Source organism: Pseudomonas sp. P1_A1, assembly GCF_056406935.1.
This window is the reverse complement of sequence record NZ_JBFTZE010000002.1, coordinates 388,950-408,453: the sequence shown is the minus strand read 5'-3', so window position 1 is coordinate 408,453 and position 19,504 is coordinate 388,950. Positions and strand designations below refer to the sequence as shown.

Sequence of the window (19,504 nt, the reverse complement as noted above, 5' to 3'; positions counted from 1 at the left end):
GGCGAAGGCGTCCTTGAAATGGATGCATGACTTGAAAGCCATTCGCTGGCAAGCCAGCTCCTACAAGGGACGGTGGTGGAAATGAAAATGGCGATCCACATGGATCGCCATTTTTTATCGCTCAAGGTTTGCGTTAACGCACCGCCAGAATCGGGCTGCCCAACCGCTCCAGCAAGGTTGCCTGGGCACTGCGCGGGTTCTGGTTGCCGGTCGGCGTGTTGCGGATGTAGCGACCGTCCGACTGCAGGCTCCAGCTGTGGGTGTTATCGGTGAGATAAAGCTCCAGCTCTTTCTTGACCCGCAAAATCAGCTTCTTGCCCTCGACCGGGAAGCAAGTCTCGACGCGCTTGTCGAGGTTGCGCTCCATCCAGTCGGCACTGGACAGGAACATCTGCTCTTCACCGCCATTGAGGAAGTAGAAGACCCGGGTGTGTTCCAGGAAGCGCCCGATAATCGAGCGCACATTGATGTTGTGGGATACCCCGGCGATGCCCGGTCGCAGGCAGCACATGCCGCGCACCACCAGATCGATGCGTACCCCGGACTGGCTGGCCTTGTACAACGCGCGGATGACCTTCGGATCGGTCAGCGAGTTGAACTTGGCGATGATGTGCGCCGGTTTGCCGTCGAGGGCGAATTGCGTCTCCCGGGCAATCATGTCGAGCATGCCCTTCTTCAACGTGAACGGCGCGTGCAGCAGTTTCTTCATGCGCAGGGTTTTACCCATGCCGATCAACTGGCTGAACAGCTTGCCGACGTCTTCGCACAAGGCATCGTCGGAGGTCAGCAGGCTGTAGTCGGTGTACAGACGGGCGTTGGCGGCGTGGTAGTTGCCGGTGCCCAAGTGGGCGTAGCGGACAATCTCGCCGGCTTCGCGACGCAGAATCAGCATCATCTTGGCGTGGGTCTTGAAGCCGACCACACCGTAAATCACCACAGCACCGGCCGCTTGCAGACGGCTGGCCAGCTGCAGGTTGGATTCTTCATCGAATCGCGCACGCAGCTCGATCACCGCCGTCACTTCCTTGCCGTTACGCGCCGCATCCACCAGCGCATCGACGATCTCCGAGTTGGCGCCGCTGCGATACAACGTCTGGCGAACCGCCAACACGTGCGGATCCTTGGCTGCCTGGCGCAACAGGTCGACCACCGGGGTGAATGACTCGAACGGGTGCAGCAGCAGGATGTCCTGCTTGCTGATCACGCTGAAAATGTTCTCGCTGTTCTGCAGCAGTTTCGGGATCTGCGGGGTGAACGGCGTGTATTGCAGCTCCGGATGACTGTCCAGGCCGGTGATGCTGAACAGTCGGGTCAGGTTGACCGGACCGTTGACCTGATACAGCTCGGTCTCCTGCAGGTTGAACTGCTTGAGCAGGTAATCGGAMAGGTGTTTCGGGCAGGTGTCGGCCACTTCCAGTCGCACCGCATCACCGTAGCGACGGGAGAACAACTCGCCGCGCAGGGCGCGGGCCAGGTCTTCCACGTCTTCGGTATCGACCGCGAGGTCGGCGTTCCGGGTCAGGCGGAACTGGTAGCAGCCCTTGACCTTCATGCCCTGGAACAGGTCATCAGCGTGCGCGTGGATCATCGACGACAGGAACACATAGTTGTCGCCAGGGCCGCCGACTTCTTCCGGCACCTTGATGACCCGCGGCAGCAGACGCGGCGCCGGGATGATCGCCAGGCCGGAATCGCGACCGAAGGCGTCGATGCCTTCGAGCTCGACGATGAAGTTCAGGCTCTTGTTCACCAGCAACGGGAACGGGTGCGTCGGATCGAGGCCGATCGGGGTGATGATCGGCGCGATCTCGTCGCGGAAATAACGGCGGACCCAAGTCTTGAGCTTGGTGGTCCAGTAACGGCGACGGATGAAGCGGACCTGATGTTTTTCCAGCTCCGGCAACAGAATGTCATTGAGGATCGCGTATTGGCGGTCGACGTGACCGTGCACCAATTCGCTGATGCGGGCCAGGGCCTGGTGCGGTTGCAAGCCATCGGCGCCGGCCTGCTCACGGGCGAAGGTGATCTGCTTCTTCAGGCCGGCCACACGAATCTCGAAGAACTCGTCCAGGTTGCTGGAGAAAATCAGCAGAAACTTCAGCCGCTCCAGCAATGGGTAGGACTCATCCAGCGCCTGTTCCAGCACGCGGATATTGAACTGTAGTTGCGAGAGCTCGCGATGGATGTACAGGCTGCTGTCATCCAGACCGGGAATGGCAATCGCTGGCGCCGCCACAACGGGCTCGGCCACCACCGCGGGTGGAGCGGGCTCCAGCTCCGGCGGAGTTTCAGCGATTTGCTCCACCACAGGCTGAGCATCTTTTACGGCAACTTCAGTGAGTCCTTCGGTATTCATCGAATGTTCCTGGGAGGGCTATTTTTGCTCTCGTAACAATTGAGCAGCACGGACGGCAAAGTAAGTCAGGATGCCATCAGCGCCTGCACGTTTAAAAGCGGTCAGGGATTCGAGGATAACCCCTTCGCTCAACCAGCCATTCTGGATCGCCGCCATGTGCATGGCGTATTCGCCGCTGACCTGATACACAAAGGTCGGCACTTTGAACGCTTCCTTGACCCGATAAAGAATATCCAGATACGGCATGCCTGGCTTGACCATGACCATGTCCGCGCCTTCTGACAAGTCCGCCGCCACTTCGTGCAGGGCTTCGTTGCTGTTGGCCGGGTCCATCTGATAGGAGGCCTTGTTGGCCTTGCCCAGGTTCAACGCCGAACCCACCGCATCACGGAACGGGCCGTAGTAGGCACTGGCGTACTTGGCCGAGTAGGCCATGATCCGCACATTGACGTGACCGGCCAGCTCCAGCGCTTCGCGGATCGCCTGAATACGGCCATCCATCATGTCCGACGGGGCCACCACTTGAGCGCCGGCTTCGGCGTGGGACAAAGCCTGCTTAACCAGTGCGTCGACGGTAATGTCGTTCTGCACGTAGCCTTCTTCGTCGAGGATGCCGTCCTGACCATGAGTAGTGAACGGGTCCAGGGCGACGTCGGTGATCACACCCAGCTCCGGGAACTGCGCGCGCAGAGCACGGGTGGCGCGCTGGGCGATACCGTTGGGGTTCCAGGCTTCGGCGGCATCCAGTGACTTGAGTTCCGGTGGCGTCACCGGGAACAAGGCCAGCGCCGGAATCCCCAGTTCCACCCACTTAGCCGCCTCTTCAATCAACAGATCGATCGTCAGGCGCTCGACGCCCGGCATCGAAGCCACTGCTTCGCGACGGTTTTCACCGTCCAGCACGAACACCGGCAGGATCAGGTCATCGACGGTCAGTACGTTTTCACGGACCAGTCGACGCGAAAAATCATCACGACGGTTGCGACGCAGGCGGGTTGCAGGAAACAAACGGTTGGCAGGGGTAAAGCTCACGGCAGACTCCTGAGCCCGCGCTGGCGGGCGAGCGTGACAGTTATAAGCGGCCATTATGACCAACGCATGACAGTTATGTGCACCCCTATAGCCACATTCCATTGTCCTTGTAGGAAATGTTCACGTCGAGACACATTTGGACACTTTCATGAATGTGCACGAAGGGTTAGGCTGCGCGTTCATTTCGCCAGCACCCAGACAATGCTCCAACAATTCCTACATGACTTCGGCTACTTTGCCCTGTTCCTCGGCACGTTTTTCGAAGGCGAAACCATTCTGGTACTCGCAGGCTTCCTCGCGTTCCGTGGGTACATGGACATCAACCTGGTGGTGGTCGTGGCGTTCTTCGGCAGTTATGCCGGCGATCAGCTGTGGTACTTCCTGGGGCGCAAGCACGGGCGCAAATTGCTGGCACGTAAACCGCGCTGGCAACTGATGGGCGATCGGGCGCTGGAACATATCCGCAAGCATCCGGACATCTGGGTGCTGAGCTTCCGCTTTGTCTATGGCTTGCGCACGGTGATGCCGGTGGCGATCGGTCTGTCGGGCTATCCGCCGGGACGCTATTTGCTGCTCAACGGGATTGGCGCGGCCATCTGGGCTGCGGCGCTGGCAGCGGCTGCGTATCACTTTGGCGCGGTGCTCGAAGGTATGCTGGGCAGCGTCAAGAAATACGAACTGTGGGTGCTGGGCGCCCTGCTGGTCCTGGGCTTTGTCCTGTGGCTGCGGCGGCGCTTCAAGAATGCCCGCCTGGCGAAAAAGATCTACGCCGATGAGCAGGCATTGAAAGCCGAACAGGCCAAGTCCAACGAACCTACGACGCCCATCGAGTGAAGCGGTTTCTACAACAGTAGAGACCGATGCCGCTGAGCAGGCTGTAACTGAGCAGCCCTACCCAGCCCACCGCGCTGCCCGGCCATAGCCCGACCATCGGCGCCAGCCACACCAGCGGCAGGTTCGACGCCAGCCGCAACAGCTCCAGCTTCAACGCCTGCGGGCGATTCTCCAGGGCTGCGCCCAACACGAACAACCCCAACGCCACGGCGCCCCAACCCAATACCAGGGCTGCGGTCGGCAGGCTCTGCTCCAAATTCATCAAGTAACTGCCCAAGGCGATGTAGACACAGAACTGCAGCGCCACATACCACTGCTGACGTCCGTCCAGCGGCACCTCGAATTTGCGGAACTGCGCCAGGTCCGGCTTGTTCATCGGGTATTTGGCCGCCACGTCCGCCGGCCGCCAACCGGTGCGCATGAACCAGATCCGCAGCTTGTCCCACCAGTGCTCGGCGCGCCGGGCGTCATCCCACAACTGCGCGTAAAACTGCACGTTCGCCCACACCGGATTCCAGCTCGCCAGCGGCGTGGTCACGCCGAAAATCACCGGTTCGTTGTCGTCCTCTTCCTGGAACGAGCCGAACAGACGATCCCAAATAATGAACACCCCACCGTAGTTGCGATCCATGTAAAGAGCGTTCTGTGCATGGTGGGCCCGATGATTGGACGGCGTGACGAAGAACCACTCGAACCAGCCAAGCTTGGGAATATGCCGGGTATGCACCCAGAACTGGTACAGCAGGTTCAACGCCGCAACGCTGACGAACACCAGCAGCGGCACGCCGAGCACGGCCAGGGGCAGGTAGAAAATCCAGCTCAATAGAAACCCGGTGCTGGTCTGGCGCAAGGCTGTGGAGAGGTTGTAGTCCTCACTCTGGTGATGCACTGAATGTGCGGCCCAGAGGATGTTGCGCTCATGGCCCATGCGGTGCAGCCAGTAGTAGCAGAAGTCGTAGAAGACAAAAGCGAATACCCAGACCCAGACACTGTCGGCCGACAGCTCGATCACGGCCAGGTGTTTAAGGGCGAAGGCATAAGTGACCAGGCCGACACCTTTGGTCAACAGGCCCGTGGTGGTCGACAATACGCCGGTGCTGAGGCTGTTGATCGCGTCTGCCACGCGGTAATTGCTCACCCCGCGCCAACGGTCGGCCAACAACTCGACCGCAATCAGCACAAAGAAAAACGGCACCGCATACAGAATGAAGTTCATGACGCGACCTGATCGGAATCGTTCAGCAGAGATTAGGTGTAGCCGCGAATTAACCCTATGGCAACGAGTGACAAATTAGTGGACATTTAACGCCATGAATCTGGAGAAAAGCCCATGAGCAAAAAAATTGCAGTGATCCTTTCCGGCTGTGGCGTGTACGACGGCGCCGAGATCCACGAAAGCGTGATCACCCTGCTGCGGCTGGACCAGCGCGGCGCCCAGGTGCAGTGCTTCGCACCCAACATCGCGCAGTTGCATGTGGTCAACCACCTGACTGGCGAAGAAATGCCCGAATCGCGCAACGTGCTGGTGGAATCGGCGCGTATCGCCCGGGGCAACATCAAGGATATCCGTGAAGCGGACGTCGAAGATTTCGATGCGCTGATCGTTCCCGGTGGTTTCGGGGCGGCCAAGAACCTGTCGAACTTTGCCGTCGAAGGCGCCGGCTGCAGCGTTCAACCTGACGTCCTGGCGTTGACCGAAGCGTTCGCCGAGGCTGGCAAACCGGTGGGGCTGATCTGCATCTCGCCGGCCCTGGCGGCAAAAATCTACGGCCCGGGCGTGACCTGCACCATCGGCAACGATGCCGATACCGCCGCCGCGATGAACAAGATGGGCGCCACCCACGCCGAGTGCGCAGTGACCGACATCGTCGAAGACAAGGCGCGCAAGCTGGTGAGCACGCCGGCGTACATGCTCGCGCAATCGATCAGCGAAGCCGCTTCCGGCATCAACAAATTGGTCGACCGCGTACTGGAACTGACCCACGAAAACGACGAGTAACACTCGTGATTGTTCCCACTTCGCGTGGGAACGATCATTACCGTCTTGCTCAAGCTTTACGCGACAACCGGGTCAGTATCCGGTCCAGCGCATTGGCGAACGCCTGTTTCTCGCGGTCGCCGAACGGCGCCGGGCCGCCGCTCATCTGCCCCTGCTCGCGCAAGTCGGTGAACAGGTTACGCACCGCGAGTCGATCGCCCATGTTCTGCGCATCGAACTCCTTGCCCCGCGGATCCAGCGCCGCAACGCCGTTCTTCACCAGCCGATCCGCCAGCGGCACATCGCTGCAAATCACCAATTCCCCTGGCACTGCGTGTTCCACCAGATAATCGTCGGCGGCATCCGGGCCGCTGGGCACCACGATCAGTTTCACCAGCGCAAGGCCCGGCTTGATTTGCGGCTGACCGGCCACCAGTACCACTTCGAACTGGCGCTTGAGGGCGAACTTCACCACTAGATCCTTGGCTGCCCGAGGGCAGGCGTCGGCATCGATCCATACGCGCATTGGATTTCCTCTATTGAAAAGCATCGCGGGCAAGCCCGCTCCCATAAGGTTAGCGCTGAACCTGTGGGAGCGGGCTTGCCCGCGAATATGAGCGCAGCGAATGCTTTTAAGAAGCCGGCAACTGCCGCTTCTCGGCCATCCGGCTGCGACTGTACAGCACGATGATCGCAATGATCGCCACAGCCTGGGCACTCAGCGAATACGCATCAGCGTGGATCCCCAACCAGTCGAAGTCAAAGAACGGTACCGGCCGCGTGCCGAAGACCCCGGCTTCCTGCAACGCCTTCACGCCATGGCCGGCAAACACCACCGACAACGCGCACAGCAATCCGGCATTGATGCCGAAGAACAGTGCCAGCGGCAGCTTTGCCGAGCCGCGCAGAATCACCCAGGCCAGACCGACCAGCATCACCAGCGCCGTCGCGCCGCCAGCCATTACGGCGTTATGCCCTGCAGGCCCCGCCTGCAACCACAAGGTTTCGTAGAACAGGATCACTTCGAACAGTTCGCGATACACCGAGAAGAACGCCAGGATCGCAAACCCGAAACGCCCACCGCCGCTCACCAGGCTGCTCTTGATGTAATCCTGCCAGGCCGCTGCGTGGCGACGGTCGTGCATCCACACACCGAGCCAGAGCACCATGACGCTGGCAAACAGCGCAGTGGCCCCTTCCAGCAGCTCACGCTGGGCACCGCTGACGTCAATCACATACGCCGCCACCGCCCAGGTCGCCAGCCCGGCCAACAGCGCCAGGCCCCAACCGATGTTGACGCTGCGCACCGCCGATTGCTGGCCGGTATTGCGCAGGAACGCGAGGACCGCCGCAAGCACCAGAATGGCTTCCAGACCTTCTCGCAACAGAATCAACAGACCGGAAATGTAGCTCAGCGACCAGCTCAAGCCATCGCTACCGAGCAGGCCAGCGGATTCTTTCAGCTTGGCCTTGGCCACTTCCAGACGTTGCTCGACCTGGGCCACCGGCAAGCCGTCCTGCAACGACTGACGGTAAGCCATCAGGGACTTTTCAGTGTCTTTGCGCACGTTGGCGTCGACGTTGTCCAGGGAGCTTTCGACCAGTTCGAAGCCTTCCAGGTACGCTGCAACCGACAGGTCGTAGGCCTGATCGTGCTCGCCGGCGCGATAGGCGGCGATACTCTTGTCCAGCGTGGCCGCCGTGTATTCAAGCAATTGCCCCGGGCCACGCTTGACCTGCGGCGGCTGCGCTCGTTGCGCGCGGAAGGTCGCGACCGCTTGCGGACCTTCGGCGGCCTGCACTTCGGTTGGCGTCTGACGCGCCAGGTCGGCGATGTTGTAGGTTTTTTCGGATTTTGCCGCGGCAGGATCGGCGCTGAAGCCAGCGATGTAGGTCGCCAGGTCCCAACGCTGACGATCATCCAGCTGATCGGCAAAGGCCGGCATGTCAGTGCCTTCGACGCCCATGCCCAGAGTGTTGTAAAGCGCGTAGAGGCTCAGACGGTCCAGTCGCGCAGCCTCGCGCAGATTGGTCGGCGGTGGCGTCATGCCGACACCTGCCGGGCCGTCACCGATGCCCGTATCGCCATGGCACACCGAGCATTGCTGGGCATACAGCGGCGCGCCGCGGGTCGGGTCCGGGGTAATGACCGGAGCCTGGCTGACTTCATAGGTCACCGCCAGTTTTGCCCCCAGCTGCCGCGCCTGACGGGTGACGTCCGCGCCGTCCTTGCGAGCGGCGATCGCGGTGCGCAGACCGTTGACGCCCTGCTCCAGTTCGGAGCGTTCGGGTTTGGCCGGCAAATCGGCGATCAACCCTTGCAGCTCCCCCAGGAACGTCTGCTGTTCGAGATACTCAGCCTCATCAATAACCTTGCCTCCCTCGACCGCCGCCGGGTAATCGGCGGCAATGTAATCGAGCAAATGCAGGGCCTTGGGCGCACCCTCTGCGGTTTCGGCCAGCGCATTGAAGCTGCAGAACGCGATCATCGGCAGCACGAGCCACGCCAGAAAACGAGAGGAGCCAGTCATGAATAAATCTCAAATGGAAATACGAAGTAACACATTGTTCACTTCCAATGAGTTTCGCTCAAGCTTTGTTGGTATTTCCCGCGCAACGGCGTGTACATTCGACGGCAAATTGCTATCTCCTCGCGGTATCCGATCAGGGAAGAATCATCGCCCATGCGCTCCTGTCTGTTTTTCTCGCTGCTGAGTCTCGCCCTGCAACTGAGTGGATGTGCCGCCTACCGAAATTATGATCAGGAGATGCAACAGACCAACGACCAACTATTGGTGGGTAACCTCCAGGGTGCGCTGGACCTGGTGGAGTTGCACAATCCCTGGGAAGACAAGGATCTGCTCTATTACTTCGAGAAAGGCGCCATCCTTAGTGTCGCCAGTGCGCTGCCGCAGAGCCAGAAAGCCTGGCGCAGCGCCGACCAGATGGTGTTCCAGCGCGAAGAAGCGGTGCCCTCCGGCGCCATGAAACTGCTCACACGGTTCGGCAATGAAATGGGCACCCTGCTGGTCAATGACAAACTGCGTCGCTACGAAGGTTACGACTACGAAAAAGTCATGCTGACCACGCAAATGGCCCTCAACCAATTGGCTGCGAATGACTTCGACGGCGCCCGCGCCGACATCAAGAAAACCCACGAGCGCGAAGCGCTGATTGCCCGCCAGCGCGAGCGGCAATACGAAGAGCTCGAGGAGCAGGCCAAGGCCCAGGGCATCTCGGTGCGTTACAAGGATCTGCAGGGCTACCCGGTGACCACCCTCGATGCGCCAGCCGTCATCGAACTGAAAAACGGCTACCAGAGTGCCTTCAGTCATTACCTGGCTGGTTTCACCTACGAAGCCCTCGGCGAACGCGGCCTCGCCGCGCCGGGCTATCGCCAGGCAATTGAATTGCGCCCGAACGTGCCGTTTCTCGAGCAGGCGTTGCGTAATCTCGACAAACCGCCGGCAAAAGCCGATGAAAGTGATGTGTTAATCATTGTCCAAAGCGGCCTGGCACCGGCACGCAGTTCGGTACGCGTGCCAATTCCGGTACGGCTCAACGAAAACCTGGTGATCGTTGCCCCGATTTCTTTCCCGGTGATGATCCCGGACACCCTCACGCCAGCATTCGACCACATCATCGTCGATGGTCGAAAACGGCCGCTGACCGCACTCAACAGCGTCACCGACATGGCCTTGCGCACCTTGCGTGATGACATGCCCGCCATCATCTCGCGGGCCATGTTCCGCGCCAACATGGCGGCCATCGGCCAAGCCGAGGAAAACCAACGCAACCCGGCCAAAGCTTCACTGGTGGTCACCCGCGAAGACCCCTTCGAGGAGGCCGACACCCGTACATGGCGCACCCTGCCGGACAAAACCCTGGTCGCGCGTCTGCGGCTGAAAAAAGGTGAACACCTGTTCAACGCGCCGAACGCGCCCGGCACCGCGCCGGTCACACTGCGCATCGACCGCGACTTTCAAGTCATCAACCTGCGCACAATAAACACCGTGGCATTCGTCGTCGGAAAGACTTATGTGCAAACCTCGCCAGCGCCGGTATCAGGCCAGAAATAAGTAATGGCACGTTGTGAAAACATACAATTAAAAAGCCATTACATAGCCAGCATCCCTGTTTATAATGCCGCGCCGTCGTTATCACGATACGGCATTTAAGCTCCTCTTTTTATGAGGAATTGGCAGGACGCCAGTCTCCCTGCCGATAGGTCCCAACAGCCCGACCAGCACGCGCGGCTGCTTATACTCAGGGAAGAAGTACCCCCTATGGCCTCTCGCGCCCTTACCTTGATCGCGCTCAGCGCTGTCACCTTGCTCTCCGGCTGTTCGGCTTTTCGCAACTACGATTCCGAACTGGCACAAACCAACCAGCAACTGGCTGCCGGCAACGTCGACGCCGCCTTGACGTTGTTGGAAAAGAACAACACCGGCGCCGACAAAGACCTGCTCTATTACTTCGAGAAGGGTGAACTGCTGCGCGCCAAAGGCGACTTGTCCGGTAGCCAGAACGCCTGGAGCAGCGCCGATCAGGTGGTGGGCAAGTGGGAAGACTCGGTCAAGCTCGACACCGAAAAGTACCTGGCTCAGTTCGGCAGCTTCCTGGTCAATGACAAAGTCCGTCGCTACGAAGGCTACGACTACGAAAAAGTCATGCTGACCACGCAGATGGCCCTCAACCTGCTGGCAGTGAACGACTTCGACGGCGCGCGCACCGCGATCAAGAAGACTCACGAGCGTGAAGCGGTGATCGCCGATTTACGCGACAAGGAATACCTCAAGAGCGAAGAGCAGGCCGAGAAGGAAGGCGTCAAAACCCAGTACAAGGATCTCCAGGGTTATCCGGTGGCCAGCCTCGACGCGCCAGAAGTGGTCAGCCTGAAAAACAGCTACCAGAGCGCGTTCAGCCATTATCTGGCCGGTTTCGTCTATGAAGCCCTGGGCGAGAAAGACCTGGCCGCGCCGGGTTATCGCAAGGCCGCCGAGCTGCGCCCGAACACCCCGCTGCTGGAACAGGCGCTGGTGAATCTCGACAAACCCGCCAAGGACGACGACAGCGACATCCTGATCGTCGTGCAAAGCGGCCTGGCGCCGTCCCGCGACTCGATCCGCATTCCTCTGCCATTGCCGATCAGCAACAACGTGGTGATCACGCCGCTATCGTTCCCGATCATCAAGCCGGACACCTCCACCGCCCCCTTCGCCCAGATTGGCGTGGACGGTCAGCAACTGAACCTGACGCAACTCAACAGCACCACCGCCATGTCCCGCCGCGCGCTGCGTGATGACATGCCGGGCATCATCCTGCGCACCACTGTTCGTGCCGTGACCAAAGGCGTGGCGCAGAAGAAGATCAACGAAACCAACCCGCTGGCGGGTCTTGCGGTCGGCATCTCTTCAGCCGTGCTCGAAGGTGCCGATACCCGTACATGGCGCACCCTGCCGGACACCACTCAGGTGGTGCGTCTGCGCTTGAAGAAAGGCGAGCATCACGTCTCGCTGCCGAGTGCCATAGGTGGTTCGGTGGTCAAGATCACCGTCGATCAGCGCTATCAGGTCATCAGCCTGCGCGCCGTGGGCAATCAGGTATTCGCCAGCGGCCAGGCCGCCCATGTGATCCCGAGCGCCAACCCGACCACCGTGGCCAGCCTCAAACAACCTTAAGAACGGAGTCTTTGCATGCGCTTCAAACTCATCACTGTTGTCGCCCTGGCCTTGCTGGCCGGCTGCGCCACCCCGCCACCACCGGAGCCAGGCAGCGCTGCCAGCAAGGTCGTGGCCATGGGCAAGCTCAAGAACATCGTGGTCGGCGCCATGCGCGTGGCGCGGGAAAACGGCTTCATGACGGTCAACGCACAGCTGAGCAACACCAGCTACAACAACAAGACCTTCTACTACCGCTTTGCCTGGCTCGGCCCTGAAGGCTTCCCGGTTGCCGAAGAGGAAACCTGGAAAAGCCAGATGATGTACGGCGAGCAGACCAGTTTCATTCAGGCCATTGCGCCAACCGCCAAAGCCGTGGATTTCCGTCTCGAAATCAAAACGCCTTAAGCCCGACACCCTATTCGTTCAGTTCTAGAGAGCATTCCCATGTTTGCACGCTTTTCGTTCATCGCCGTCATCGCCCTCCTGGCCAGCGGTTGCGCCAACACTTCGCCGACGCTGGGCAGCAAAAACATCAGCTACGGTGACACCAAAGCCGTGGAAACCGTGACCAACGAGTTCGGCTCCACCGACCTGCAGATGATCGCCGAATCCATGACCCGCTCCCTGGCCCAGTCCGGCATCCTGCAAGGCCGTCCGGTGGTTCAGGTCTACGACGTGAAGAACAAGACCAGCGAGTACATCGATACCCGCGAAATCACCACCAGCATCAAGACTCAGCTGATGAAGACCGGCGTCGCCCGCTTCGCCAGCGACAACACCGCCATGCAAAGCCAGGTCGACCAGCTCAAACTGCAAAACCAGAGCGGCCTGTACAAGAAAAGCACCGTGGCCAAGACGGGCAACATGATCGCTGCCCATTACCGCCTTGAAGGTTCGATCAGCTCGATCGTCAAGCGCAGCAGCGACTACAAGGACGTCTTCTACAAATTCAGCCTGCAGTTGATCGACGTTGAAAGTGGTCTGGCCGAATGGATGGACGAAAAAGAGATCCGCAAAACCACGGAGCGTTAATCGATGCGCACATGGATTGGCATGATGGCCCTGGCTTGCGCGTTCAGCGTGCAAGCGGCCCCGAAAGTTGCAGTAGCGGATCTGGCGTACCAGGAGCGCGTGGAGCAATACGTCCACACTGTTTCGGCACAGAGTAACCACAGCCAGAGCTATTACGGCGCCAGTGGTTCGTCCAGTTACGAAGAGTACGAAGCCACCAGCAGCTACATCGAGCAAGGTGAGCTGCGCAAATTCACTGGTGACATCAAGGGCGAGATTCTGCGCACCGGCATGTTCCAGCTGGTGCAGGGCACGCCTTATACGGCATCGTCCAAAGGTGACGTGTATGACGTGATCAAGCGCATCAAGGCCGGTAGTTTCAAGGGTGCCGACTACGTGCTGTTCGGCACCGTGTCAGACATCGACTTCACCCGCGACATGAACGAACTGGCCAACACCGACAGTTATTCGGCGGTGCTGGCGTTGACGCTGGTGGCGGACTTCAGCCTGATCAACACCAAGACCTTCGAGATCACCTCGGCCTTCACGGCGATGGGCGAAGGTCAGGACACCAAACTGGTGAATGGCCGGGACATCCGGGTTTCCCTGAACCGCCCACGGGTGGTGCGTGACGTGTCCAAGGCGTTGGGTGAAGACGTGGCTTCACAACTGAGCCAACAGCTCGGTGGTGGCGGTTACGAGCAGCCGGGGCAGGCACCGCTGCGTAATAACCTGCCGCGAGATACGGCGCCGGTGATTCTGCACTGATCTCAGACTGGCCACTCTGTAGTAATGAAAAAGGCGACCTCGATAGGTCGCCTTTTTTGTGCCTGAAGCTTTATGTCGCTGCTTTGCGCAAAGTCGCCATGAATGCCGCCGCGCCGATGAACAGCCCGGCAAAAGTGCGGTTCATGCGTTTCTGCTGCCTGGGCGTGCGCAACAAACGCAGAACCTTGGCCGCAAGCCCGGTGTAGCCGGCCATGACGATCAGGTCGACACAGATCATGGTCACGCCGAGGATCAGGTACTGGGCCACTAGCGGCGCGTGGGGATCGATGAATTGCGGCAGCACCGCGAGCATGAACACCAAGGCCTTGGGGTTGCTGACGTTCACTAGAAAACCGCGGAACATCAGCGCCATCGGCTTGCCGATCTGCCGAATGGCAGCGTCGTCGTTCATCTCATTGGGCAGCGCGCGCCATTGCTTGACCGCGAGGTAGACCAGGTAGGCCACGCCGAACCATTTGATCACATAAAAGGCAGTGGCAGAGGCCGCGAGGATCGCACCGACACCGGCAGCGACAATCGCAATCTGCAACGCCAGACCCAGTTGCAGACCCAGGGCGTTCCAGTAACCGCGCCAGAAACCGTAGCGCAGGCCGCTGGACATCGACGCAATGGCGCCGGCACCGGGGGAAAGACTGATCACCCAGCAGGCGGCAAAAAATGCCAGCCATGTTTGAAGCAGCATCGCACACCTCGACTCAGACTCGTGACAAACGTCTAAGCTAATGCGCCTTACGGCCAATGACTATCGATTTTTTGCAGGACAGAGTGACTGCCGACCAGCGTTGACGGCGGTAGCGTCCTATCGAGCCTGTTTTTCGAACCCGTTCGAAGGAAATACATCAGTACCGCGCCAGCGTCGAACCGAGCGCTGGAAGAACAAGCTGTTGGGCACTTGCACCATGGCACTGCCGGTACCGAGCTCTTGGGCTTCGACCAGCGTGGTGTAGAGCAGATTGATCGCCACCACCCGGCCCTTGACGCCCGGCTTGTCGGTGGTGTCCACCAACTCGACCACATCGCCGATTCGGAATGGGCCGACGGTGAAGATCAGGATCGCGCACAACAGGTTGGACAGCACGCTCCACATGGCGAAAAACGCCACGGCAGCCACCGCCACGAAACCGGACAACGCGGTCCAGAGCACCGTGGCCGACACACCAAGGCGTTCCAGCACGAAGATCAGCGCGCTACCCATGATCAGCCAACGCAAACCACCGCGCAGCGGCATCAAGAACTGCGGCGGGAACGGGTAACGCTCGCCCAGGCGAGTCAGGCATTTGGCGACGACGCGCTGGGCGACATAGCCGGCCAGCAGGATCAGCAGGATTTGCACCACCAGCCAGAGCGGCTCGACCCACATCGCCGGCAACGGCAGCTTGAAGGCATCCATCAGGACAATGCCTCCAGCTCCGCCTGCATGCTTTCGAGCAATTCGAGCGCTTCCATCCAGGCTTCTTCCAGCTCGGCTTCACGCACCTTCAGCCGGGCCTGTTCGGCCAGCAGATCACGCAATTCGTTCTTGCGTGCCGGCTCGTAAATGTCGCTGTCGCCGAGGCTGGCGTCGATCTTCGCCAGTTTCTCGTGCAGTTTGCCCAACTCGGCTTCGAGCTTGTCGGCCTCGCGTTTGTGCGGTGCCAGTTGCTGACGCAACGCGGCGGCGGCCTGGCGCTGGGCTTTCTTGTCGGTCTTGTCCGGGTTGACCGGGGTGTTGCTGACCGGCACGTTGCGCTGACGGTACTCCACCAGCCAACGGGTGTAGTCTTCCAGGTCGCCGTCGAACTCCTCGACCTTGCCGTCTGCCACCAGATAGAAATTGTCAGTGGTGCTTTTGAGCAAATGACGATCGTGGGAGACCACCAGAACCGCGCCACTGAATTCCTGCAAGGCCATGGTCAGCGCCAGGCGCATTTCCAGGTCCAGGTGGTTGGTCGGTTCGTCGAGCAGCAACAGGTTCGGCCGGCCCCAGGCGATCAGCGCCAGGGCCAGTCGCGCCTTTTCGCCACCGGAGAAATTCAACACCGGCTCATCGATGCGTGCCCCCCGGAAGTCGAAACCACCGAGGAAGTCACGCAGGGTCTGCTCACGTTCGGTTGGCGCCAGGCGCTGCAAGTGCAGCAACGGGCTGGCCTTGGAATCGAGGGAATCCAGTTGATGCTGGGCGAAGTAACCGACCACGGTGTTCTCGCCTCGGGTCAGTCGGCCCGCCAATGGTTCGAGCTCACCGGAGAGGTTTTTGATCAGGGTCGATTTACCGGCACCGTTGGGGCCGAGCAAACCGATCCGCGCGCCAGGGGTCAATTGCAGCTTGACCTTCTCCAGCACGGTTTTTTCGCCGTAACCCAGGCGAGCGTCCGATAGATCGATCAGCGGGCTGGAGATTTTCTGCGATTCGCGAAAGACGAAATCGAACGGCGAATCGACGTGCGCGGCGGACAGCTCTTCCATCCGCTCCAGCGCCTTGATCCGGCTCTGGGCCTGACGGGCCTTGGTGGCCTGGGCCTTGAAGCGGGCAATGTAGCTTTCCATGTGCGCACGTTGCGCCTGTTGCTTCTCGTACGCCTGCTGTTGCTGTGCCAGACGTTCGGCGCGGGCCCGTTCAAACGCGGTGTAACCGCCGCGATACAGGGTGATCTTGCGTTGATCGACGTGAGCTACGTGATCGACCACGGCATCGAGGAAGTCTCGGTCGTGGGAAATCAGCAATAAAGTGCCGGGGTAGCTTTTGAGCCACTCTTCGAGCCAGATGATGGCGTCGAGGTCCAAGTGGTTGGTCGGTTCGTCGAGCAGCAACAGGTCCGATGGGCACATCAAAGCCTGCGCCAGATTCAGACGCATCCTCCAGCCACCGGAGAAATCTCCTACCTGCCGGTCCATTTGCTCGTTGGTGAACCCAAGGCCCGCCAACAGCTTGCGAGCCCGGGCATCGGCGGTGTACCCGTCGGCGCTGTCGAGTTCCGAGTGCAGGCGGGCCTGAGCGGCACCGTCATGGGCTGCTTCGGCCGCCGCCAGGTCGCGTTGCACCTGGCGCAGGCGCAGGTCGCCATCGAGCACGTAGTCGACCGCCAGGCGTTCGAGGGTGTCGACCTCCTGGCGCATGTGGGCGATGCGCCAGTCGGCCGGCAGGAAGCAGTCACCCGAGTCTGGGTGCAGCTCGCCCCGAAGCAAGGCGAACAGGCTCGATTTGCCGGCGCCGTTGGCACCGATGAGGCCGGCTTTGTGGCCGGTGTGCAGGGTTAGCTCGGCGTCTTCTAGCAGACGTTGCGGGCCACGCTGTAAAGTCAGGTTCTGAAGTCGAATCATAATGGCGGCGGAGTCTACCAGCTTCGCTCGCAACTGGCGCGAGTAGCACTATGTCCTCTGACCTGTGGAGCTTTTCCCTCGAGACTTACGCCCGTCCCGGCGTTGAACACGCCTGCCTGCAATTGCAGACAGCGGGCGTGAACGTGTGCCTGCTGCTGTGCGGGTTATGGCTGGGGGAACGTGGCGTTATCTGCAACGAACAACGCTTGCAGCTGCTACGCGATGTAGCCGGGCCTTGGGACGTGGATGTCGTGCAACCGTTGCGCGCCTTGCGCCAGCAATGGAAAGCCGCCGCTAGCGAAGATGCCGGGTTGGATGATTTACGTGAACAAGTGAAGACACTGGAGATGGAAGCCGAAAGGCATTTATTGCTGCGACTGGAGTGTTTGGCACAGAGTTGGCCGCAGTATGAGGCGACCGATCTAACGGCCTGGCTGGAAGGTGTGGCGGCAGGCGCCGCCCACCTGGACCGCGACGCGCTGCATCAGCTGCGCGTCGCGGTAAGCAGCACTTAGGAAGCGCTGGTTGGGGTGGTTGCTGCGATCGATGCGGCGGCCGGCGTTGGCGCTGGCGTGGCTGTCGAGGTGGCTGCTGCTAAAGCAGACGTCGCTGCCGGGTTGGCTGGCTTGGCAACTGGCGCGGCGGTCGGCTTGGCAACTGGCCCGGCGGCCGGCTTGGCGGCAACCGGTTTTTTCACGGCTGGTTTTACAGCTGGCTTGGCGGCTGGTTTTGCAGCCGGTTTGGCAGCGGCAGGTTTGGCTGCTGGTTTCGCTGCGGCAGGTTTTGCAGCAGCAGTTTTGGCAGCCGGTTTGGCTGCAGCTTTTGCAGCTGGCTTGGCAGCAGTTTTAGTCGCGACTGATTTCGCGGCAGGCTTGGCAGCAGGTTTCGCAGCGGCAGTTTTAGCCGCTGGTTTTGCAGCCGGTTTGGCAGCTGGTTTAGCCGCAGCAGTTTTCGCCACCGCCGGTTTAGCAGCAGCGGTTCTTGCAGCCGGTTTAGCGGCCGCTGTTTTGGCAGCGGCTGGCTTGGCGGCAGGTTTGGCAGCGGCTGTTTTAGCAGCCGGTTTTGCAGCGCTAGCAGCGATTGGTTTTTTTGCCGCAGGTTTAGCGGCAGGTTTTGCTGCGGCTTTCACCGGTGCTTTGGCGGCCGGTTTGGCGGCAGGCTTGGCCGGTGCTTTTGCAGCAGCCGGTTTGGCAGCGGCTTTCTTCGCAGGTGCCGCGGCTGGCTTGGCCGAACGCAGGGACAACGCCTTGCCGACAGCCTCTTGGACACGACCGACACCCTGGGCCAGTTTCAGGCTTTCTTGAGCGTCGCGTTTGAGTTGCAGGATGTAGCTGCGAGTGTCGGACTGACGAGCCTTGAGGGCGTCGAGCAGATCCTCAAGTTCTTTCACCGCATCCTTGGCCTTGGCTTGTGCCTTGGCTTTGCCGGCCGCCGCAGCGTCCTGCAGTTTGGTGCGGGATTTGTGCAGTTTTTCCTGCGCTTTTCCGCGCTGCTTCTCCAGTTTGGCGAGCAGTTTTTCAGCATCAGCCAAGGCTTGGGAACAAGCGTTTTCCAAATGCTCGAGCAGGCTGCCCGAGAGTTGTTGGAGTAAGTGCAACGGAGTATTTACTGGCTTCTTGGTGGCCGACATGGTTTACCTCCTGGCTGACGTGAATGCGGCTCATACTAGACCTCTGCTGCAACCGCCGCTAGGGCATGTTGACAGTATCGAAAGCGCTGCGTTGCAACGAAGTAAAAATGTTCTGCGCTTACGCAAAACCAGTTCACCTTCGAGAGCATTCACACTGGCATAATCCTGCGCATCCCAGGTCGGAGAGTGCCTATGTCGCGCTACCTTTTTTTATCGCTGTGCATGTTTTTCTCCGTGGTCCAGGCCGCCGAAAAAACCGCCACAAATGACGCTCACGATCTCGCTTACAGCTTGGGTGCGAGCCTTGGCGAACGCTTGCGCCAGGAGGTTCCGGACCTGCAACTTCAGGCACTGCTCGAAGGTTTGCAGCAAGCCTTCCAAGGTAAGCCGTTGGCGCTGAAAGACGAGCAGATCGAACAGATTCTTGCCGAGCACGAAGCCCAGGTCGCCGAGCAACCCGCCGTCGCGCAAAGCGAAGTTGCCCTCGAAAAAGAGCGGCGCTTTCTCGAGGGGGAAAAAACCAAACCCGGCGTCCGTCAATTGGCAGATGGAGTATTGCTGACCGAGCTGGCTCCCGGAACCGGCGCCAAGGCAGGACCGAACGGCAAAGTCCAGGTGCTGTATATCGGTCGTCTACCTGACGGCACCGTGTTCGATCAGAACAGTCAGCCGCAGTGGTTCAGTCTTGATAGTGTGATCAGCGGCTGGCGTAGCGCGCTGCAAAATATGCCGGTTGGCGCAAAATGGCGCCTGGTAATTCCATCGGCGCAAGCCTATGGCGCCGACGGTGCCGGCGACTTGATCGCGCCGTTCACGCCGCTGGTATTCGAAGTCGAATTGCGTGGCGCTACAAGCTGAATGCCGGAAACGAAAAACGGTGCGCAATGCGCACCGTTTTCAGTGTCCAGCCG

General features: G+C 60.2%; 18 protein-coding genes. 9 read left to right on the top strand and 9 right to left on the bottom strand.

What is annotated here, in order from left to right:
• Positions 1-133: 133 nt before the first annotated feature.
• Together ppk1 and hemB are read right to left on the bottom strand one after the other, a co-directional pair.
• On the bottom strand, positions 134-2,356 hold the full coding sequence (gene ppk1, locus AC1D2Q_RS04795; RefSeq protein WP_477812407.1) for a polyphosphate kinase 1: 2,223 nt from the start codon (positions 2,354-2,356) through the stop codon (positions 134-136).
• An 18-nt stretch (positions 2,357-2,374) separates the two neighbouring features.
• Positions 2,375-3,388 (bottom strand): porphobilinogen synthase, encoded by a 1,014-nt coding sequence (hemB, locus tag AC1D2Q_RS04790; protein ID WP_028939128.1) that lies wholly within the window; start codon positions 3,386-3,388, stop codon positions 2,375-2,377.
• A gap of 201 nt (positions 3,389-3,589) precedes the next feature.
• On the opposite strand from hemB, the gene AC1D2Q_RS04785 reads away from it, so the two are divergent.
• Entirely contained in the window at positions 3,590-4,222 is a 633-nt protein-coding gene (locus tag AC1D2Q_RS04785) for a DedA family protein (protein WP_064621046.1), read from the top strand.
• On the opposite strand, the gene AC1D2Q_RS04780 is transcribed toward AC1D2Q_RS04785, so the two are convergent.
• A complete protein-coding gene (locus AC1D2Q_RS04780) occupies positions 4,203-5,438 on the bottom strand; it encodes a sterol desaturase family protein (protein ID WP_477812406.1) in 1,236 nt (411 codons plus the stop codon). The genes AC1D2Q_RS04785 and AC1D2Q_RS04780 overlap by 20 nt on opposite strands.
• A gap of 114 nt (positions 5,439-5,552) precedes the next feature.
• On the opposite strand from AC1D2Q_RS04780, the gene elbB reads away from it, so the two are divergent.
• Positions 5,553-6,221 (top strand): isoprenoid biosynthesis glyoxalase ElbB, encoded by a 669-nt coding sequence (gene elbB, locus AC1D2Q_RS04775; protein WP_018927560.1) that lies wholly within the window; start codon positions 5,553-5,555, stop codon positions 6,219-6,221.
• A gap of 49 nt (positions 6,222-6,270) precedes the next feature.
• Here the strand turns inward: elbB and AC1D2Q_RS04770 are convergent, their stop codons facing one another.
• Entirely contained in the window at positions 6,271-6,726 is a 456-nt protein-coding gene (locus AC1D2Q_RS04770; protein WP_019580518.1) for a YaiI/YqxD family protein, read from the bottom strand.
• 106 nt (positions 6,727-6,832) lie between these two features.
• The gene (locus AC1D2Q_RS04765; RefSeq protein ID WP_477812405.1) at positions 6,833-8,731 is read right to left on the bottom strand and encodes an FTR1 family protein; all 1,899 of its coding nucleotides are present in this window, start codon (positions 8,729-8,731) and stop codon (positions 6,833-6,835) included.
• A gap of 153 nt (positions 8,732-8,884) precedes the next feature.
• Between AC1D2Q_RS04765 and AC1D2Q_RS04760 the strand changes: the two genes are divergently transcribed.
• The 5 genes from AC1D2Q_RS04760 to AC1D2Q_RS04740 all read left to right on the top strand — a co-directional run bounded on the left by AC1D2Q_RS04760 (position 8,885) and on the right by AC1D2Q_RS04740 (position 13,642).
• Positions 8,885-10,279, top strand: coding sequence for a COG3014 family protein (locus tag AC1D2Q_RS04760; RefSeq protein WP_477812404.1), 1,395 nt, complete (start codon positions 8,885-8,887; stop codon positions 10,277-10,279).
• Positions 10,280-10,486: 207 nt separating this feature from the next.
• Positions 10,487-11,881 (top strand): COG3014 family protein, encoded by a 1,395-nt coding sequence (locus AC1D2Q_RS04755; protein WP_477812403.1) that lies wholly within the window; start codon positions 10,487-10,489, stop codon positions 11,879-11,881.
• A 15-nt stretch (positions 11,882-11,896) separates the two neighbouring features.
• Positions 11,897-12,268, top strand: a complete 372-nt coding sequence (locus AC1D2Q_RS04750) for a YcfL family putative periplasmic lipoprotein (RefSeq protein WP_018927555.1) — start codon at positions 11,897-11,899, stop codon at positions 12,266-12,268.
• Between the two features lie 39 nt (positions 12,269-12,307).
• Positions 12,308-12,895, top strand: coding sequence for a penicillin-binding protein activator LpoB (lpoB, locus tag AC1D2Q_RS04745; protein WP_428635428.1), 588 nt, complete (start codon positions 12,308-12,310; stop codon positions 12,893-12,895).
• A 3-nt stretch (positions 12,896-12,898) separates the two neighbouring features.
• Positions 12,899-13,642: a penicillin-binding protein activator LpoB gene (locus AC1D2Q_RS04740; protein WP_477746132.1), complete on the top strand. Its 744-nt coding sequence runs from the start codon at positions 12,899-12,901 to the stop codon at positions 13,640-13,642.
• A gap of 70 nt (positions 13,643-13,712) precedes the next feature.
• Here the strand turns inward: AC1D2Q_RS04740 and AC1D2Q_RS04735 are convergent, their stop codons facing one another.
• The 3 genes from AC1D2Q_RS04735 to AC1D2Q_RS04725 all read right to left on the bottom strand — a co-directional run bounded on the left by AC1D2Q_RS04735 (position 13,713) and on the right by AC1D2Q_RS04725 (position 16,963).
• Positions 13,713-14,345, bottom strand: a complete 633-nt coding sequence (locus tag AC1D2Q_RS04735; RefSeq protein ID WP_477812402.1) for a LysE family transporter — start codon at positions 14,343-14,345, stop codon at positions 13,713-13,715.
• Between the two features lie 117 nt (positions 14,346-14,462).
• The gene (locus AC1D2Q_RS04730; protein ID WP_477812401.1) at positions 14,463-15,053 is read right to left on the bottom strand and encodes a mechanosensitive ion channel domain-containing protein; all 591 of its coding nucleotides are present in this window, start codon (positions 15,051-15,053) and stop codon (positions 14,463-14,465) included.
• Positions 15,053-16,963 (bottom strand): ATP-binding cassette domain-containing protein, encoded by a 1,911-nt coding sequence (locus AC1D2Q_RS04725; RefSeq protein WP_477812400.1) that lies wholly within the window; start codon positions 16,961-16,963, stop codon positions 15,053-15,055. Before AC1D2Q_RS04725 ends, AC1D2Q_RS04730 begins: the two co-directional genes overlap by 1 nt.
• A gap of 50 nt (positions 16,964-17,013) precedes the next feature.
• Here AC1D2Q_RS04725 and AC1D2Q_RS04720 point away from each other — a divergent pair, with 50 nt between their 5' ends.
• The gene (locus tag AC1D2Q_RS04720; RefSeq protein WP_428635425.1) at positions 17,014-17,478 is read left to right on the top strand and encodes a TIGR02444 family protein; all 465 of its coding nucleotides are present in this window, start codon (positions 17,014-17,016) and stop codon (positions 17,476-17,478) included.
• On the opposite strand, the gene AC1D2Q_RS04715 is transcribed toward AC1D2Q_RS04720, so the two are convergent.
• The gene (locus AC1D2Q_RS04715) at positions 17,475-18,593 is read right to left on the bottom strand and encodes an AlgP family protein (protein WP_428635424.1); all 1,119 of its coding nucleotides are present in this window, start codon (positions 18,591-18,593) and stop codon (positions 17,475-17,477) included. The two genes, AC1D2Q_RS04720 and AC1D2Q_RS04715, sit on opposite strands and share 4 nt — an antisense overlap.
• Positions 18,594-18,785: 192 nt before the next feature.
• On the opposite strand from AC1D2Q_RS04715, the gene AC1D2Q_RS04710 reads away from it, so the two are divergent.
• Positions 18,786-19,451 (top strand): FKBP-type peptidyl-prolyl cis-trans isomerase, encoded by a 666-nt coding sequence (locus AC1D2Q_RS04710; RefSeq protein WP_477812399.1) that lies wholly within the window; start codon positions 18,786-18,788, stop codon positions 19,449-19,451.
• Positions 19,452-19,504: the final 53 nt, after the last annotated feature.

Excerpts from the sequence above, each read along its gene's own strand:
- lpoB (WP_428635428.1), top strand. The coding sequence starts at position 12,308 with ATGTTTGCACGCTTTTCGTTCATCGCCGTCATCGCCCTCCTGGCCAGC.
- AC1D2Q_RS04755 (WP_477812403.1), top strand. The coding sequence starts at position 10,487 with ATGGCCTCTCGCGCCCTTACCTTGATCGCGCTCAGCGCTGTCACCTTG.
- AC1D2Q_RS04730 (WP_477812401.1), bottom strand. The coding sequence starts at position 15,053 with ATGGATGCCTTCAAGCTGCCGTTGCCGGCGATGTGGGTCGAGCCGCTC.
- AC1D2Q_RS04720 (WP_428635425.1), top strand. The coding sequence starts at position 17,014 with ATGTCCTCTGACCTGTGGAGCTTTTCCCTCGAGACTTACGCCCGTCCC.
- AC1D2Q_RS04710 (WP_477812399.1), top strand. The coding sequence starts at position 18,786 with ATGTCGCGCTACCTTTTTTTATCGCTGTGCATGTTTTTCTCCGTGGTC.
- AC1D2Q_RS04780 (WP_477812406.1), bottom strand. The coding sequence starts at position 5,438 with ATGAACTTCATTCTGTATGCGGTGCCGTTTTTCTTTGTGCTGATTGCG.
- AC1D2Q_RS04715 (WP_428635424.1), bottom strand. The coding sequence starts at position 18,593 with ATGTCGGCCACCAAGAAGCCAGTAAATACTCCGTTGCACTTACTCCAA.
- AC1D2Q_RS04735 (WP_477812402.1), bottom strand. The coding sequence starts at position 14,345 with ATGCTGCTTCAAACATGGCTGGCATTTTTTGCCGCCTGCTGGGTGATC.
- AC1D2Q_RS04785 (WP_064621046.1), top strand. The coding sequence starts at position 3,590 with ATGCTCCAACAATTCCTACATGACTTCGGCTACTTTGCCCTGTTCCTC.
- AC1D2Q_RS04770 (WP_019580518.1), bottom strand. The coding sequence starts at position 6,726 with ATGCGCGTATGGATCGATGCCGACGCCTGCCCTCGGGCAGCCAAGGAT.
- AC1D2Q_RS04740 (WP_477746132.1), top strand. The coding sequence starts at position 12,899 with ATGCGCACATGGATTGGCATGATGGCCCTGGCTTGCGCGTTCAGCGTG.
- elbB (WP_018927560.1), top strand. The coding sequence starts at position 5,553 with ATGAGCAAAAAAATTGCAGTGATCCTTTCCGGCTGTGGCGTGTACGAC.
- AC1D2Q_RS04750 (WP_018927555.1), top strand. The coding sequence starts at position 11,897 with ATGCGCTTCAAACTCATCACTGTTGTCGCCCTGGCCTTGCTGGCCGGC.
- AC1D2Q_RS04765 (WP_477812405.1), bottom strand. The coding sequence starts at position 8,731 with ATGACTGGCTCCTCTCGTTTTCTGGCGTGGCTCGTGCTGCCGATGATC.
- AC1D2Q_RS04760 (WP_477812404.1), top strand. The coding sequence starts at position 8,885 with ATGCGCTCCTGTCTGTTTTTCTCGCTGCTGAGTCTCGCCCTGCAACTG.
- AC1D2Q_RS04725 (WP_477812400.1), bottom strand. The coding sequence starts at position 16,963 with ATGATTCGACTTCAGAACCTGACTTTACAGCGTGGCCCGCAACGTCTG.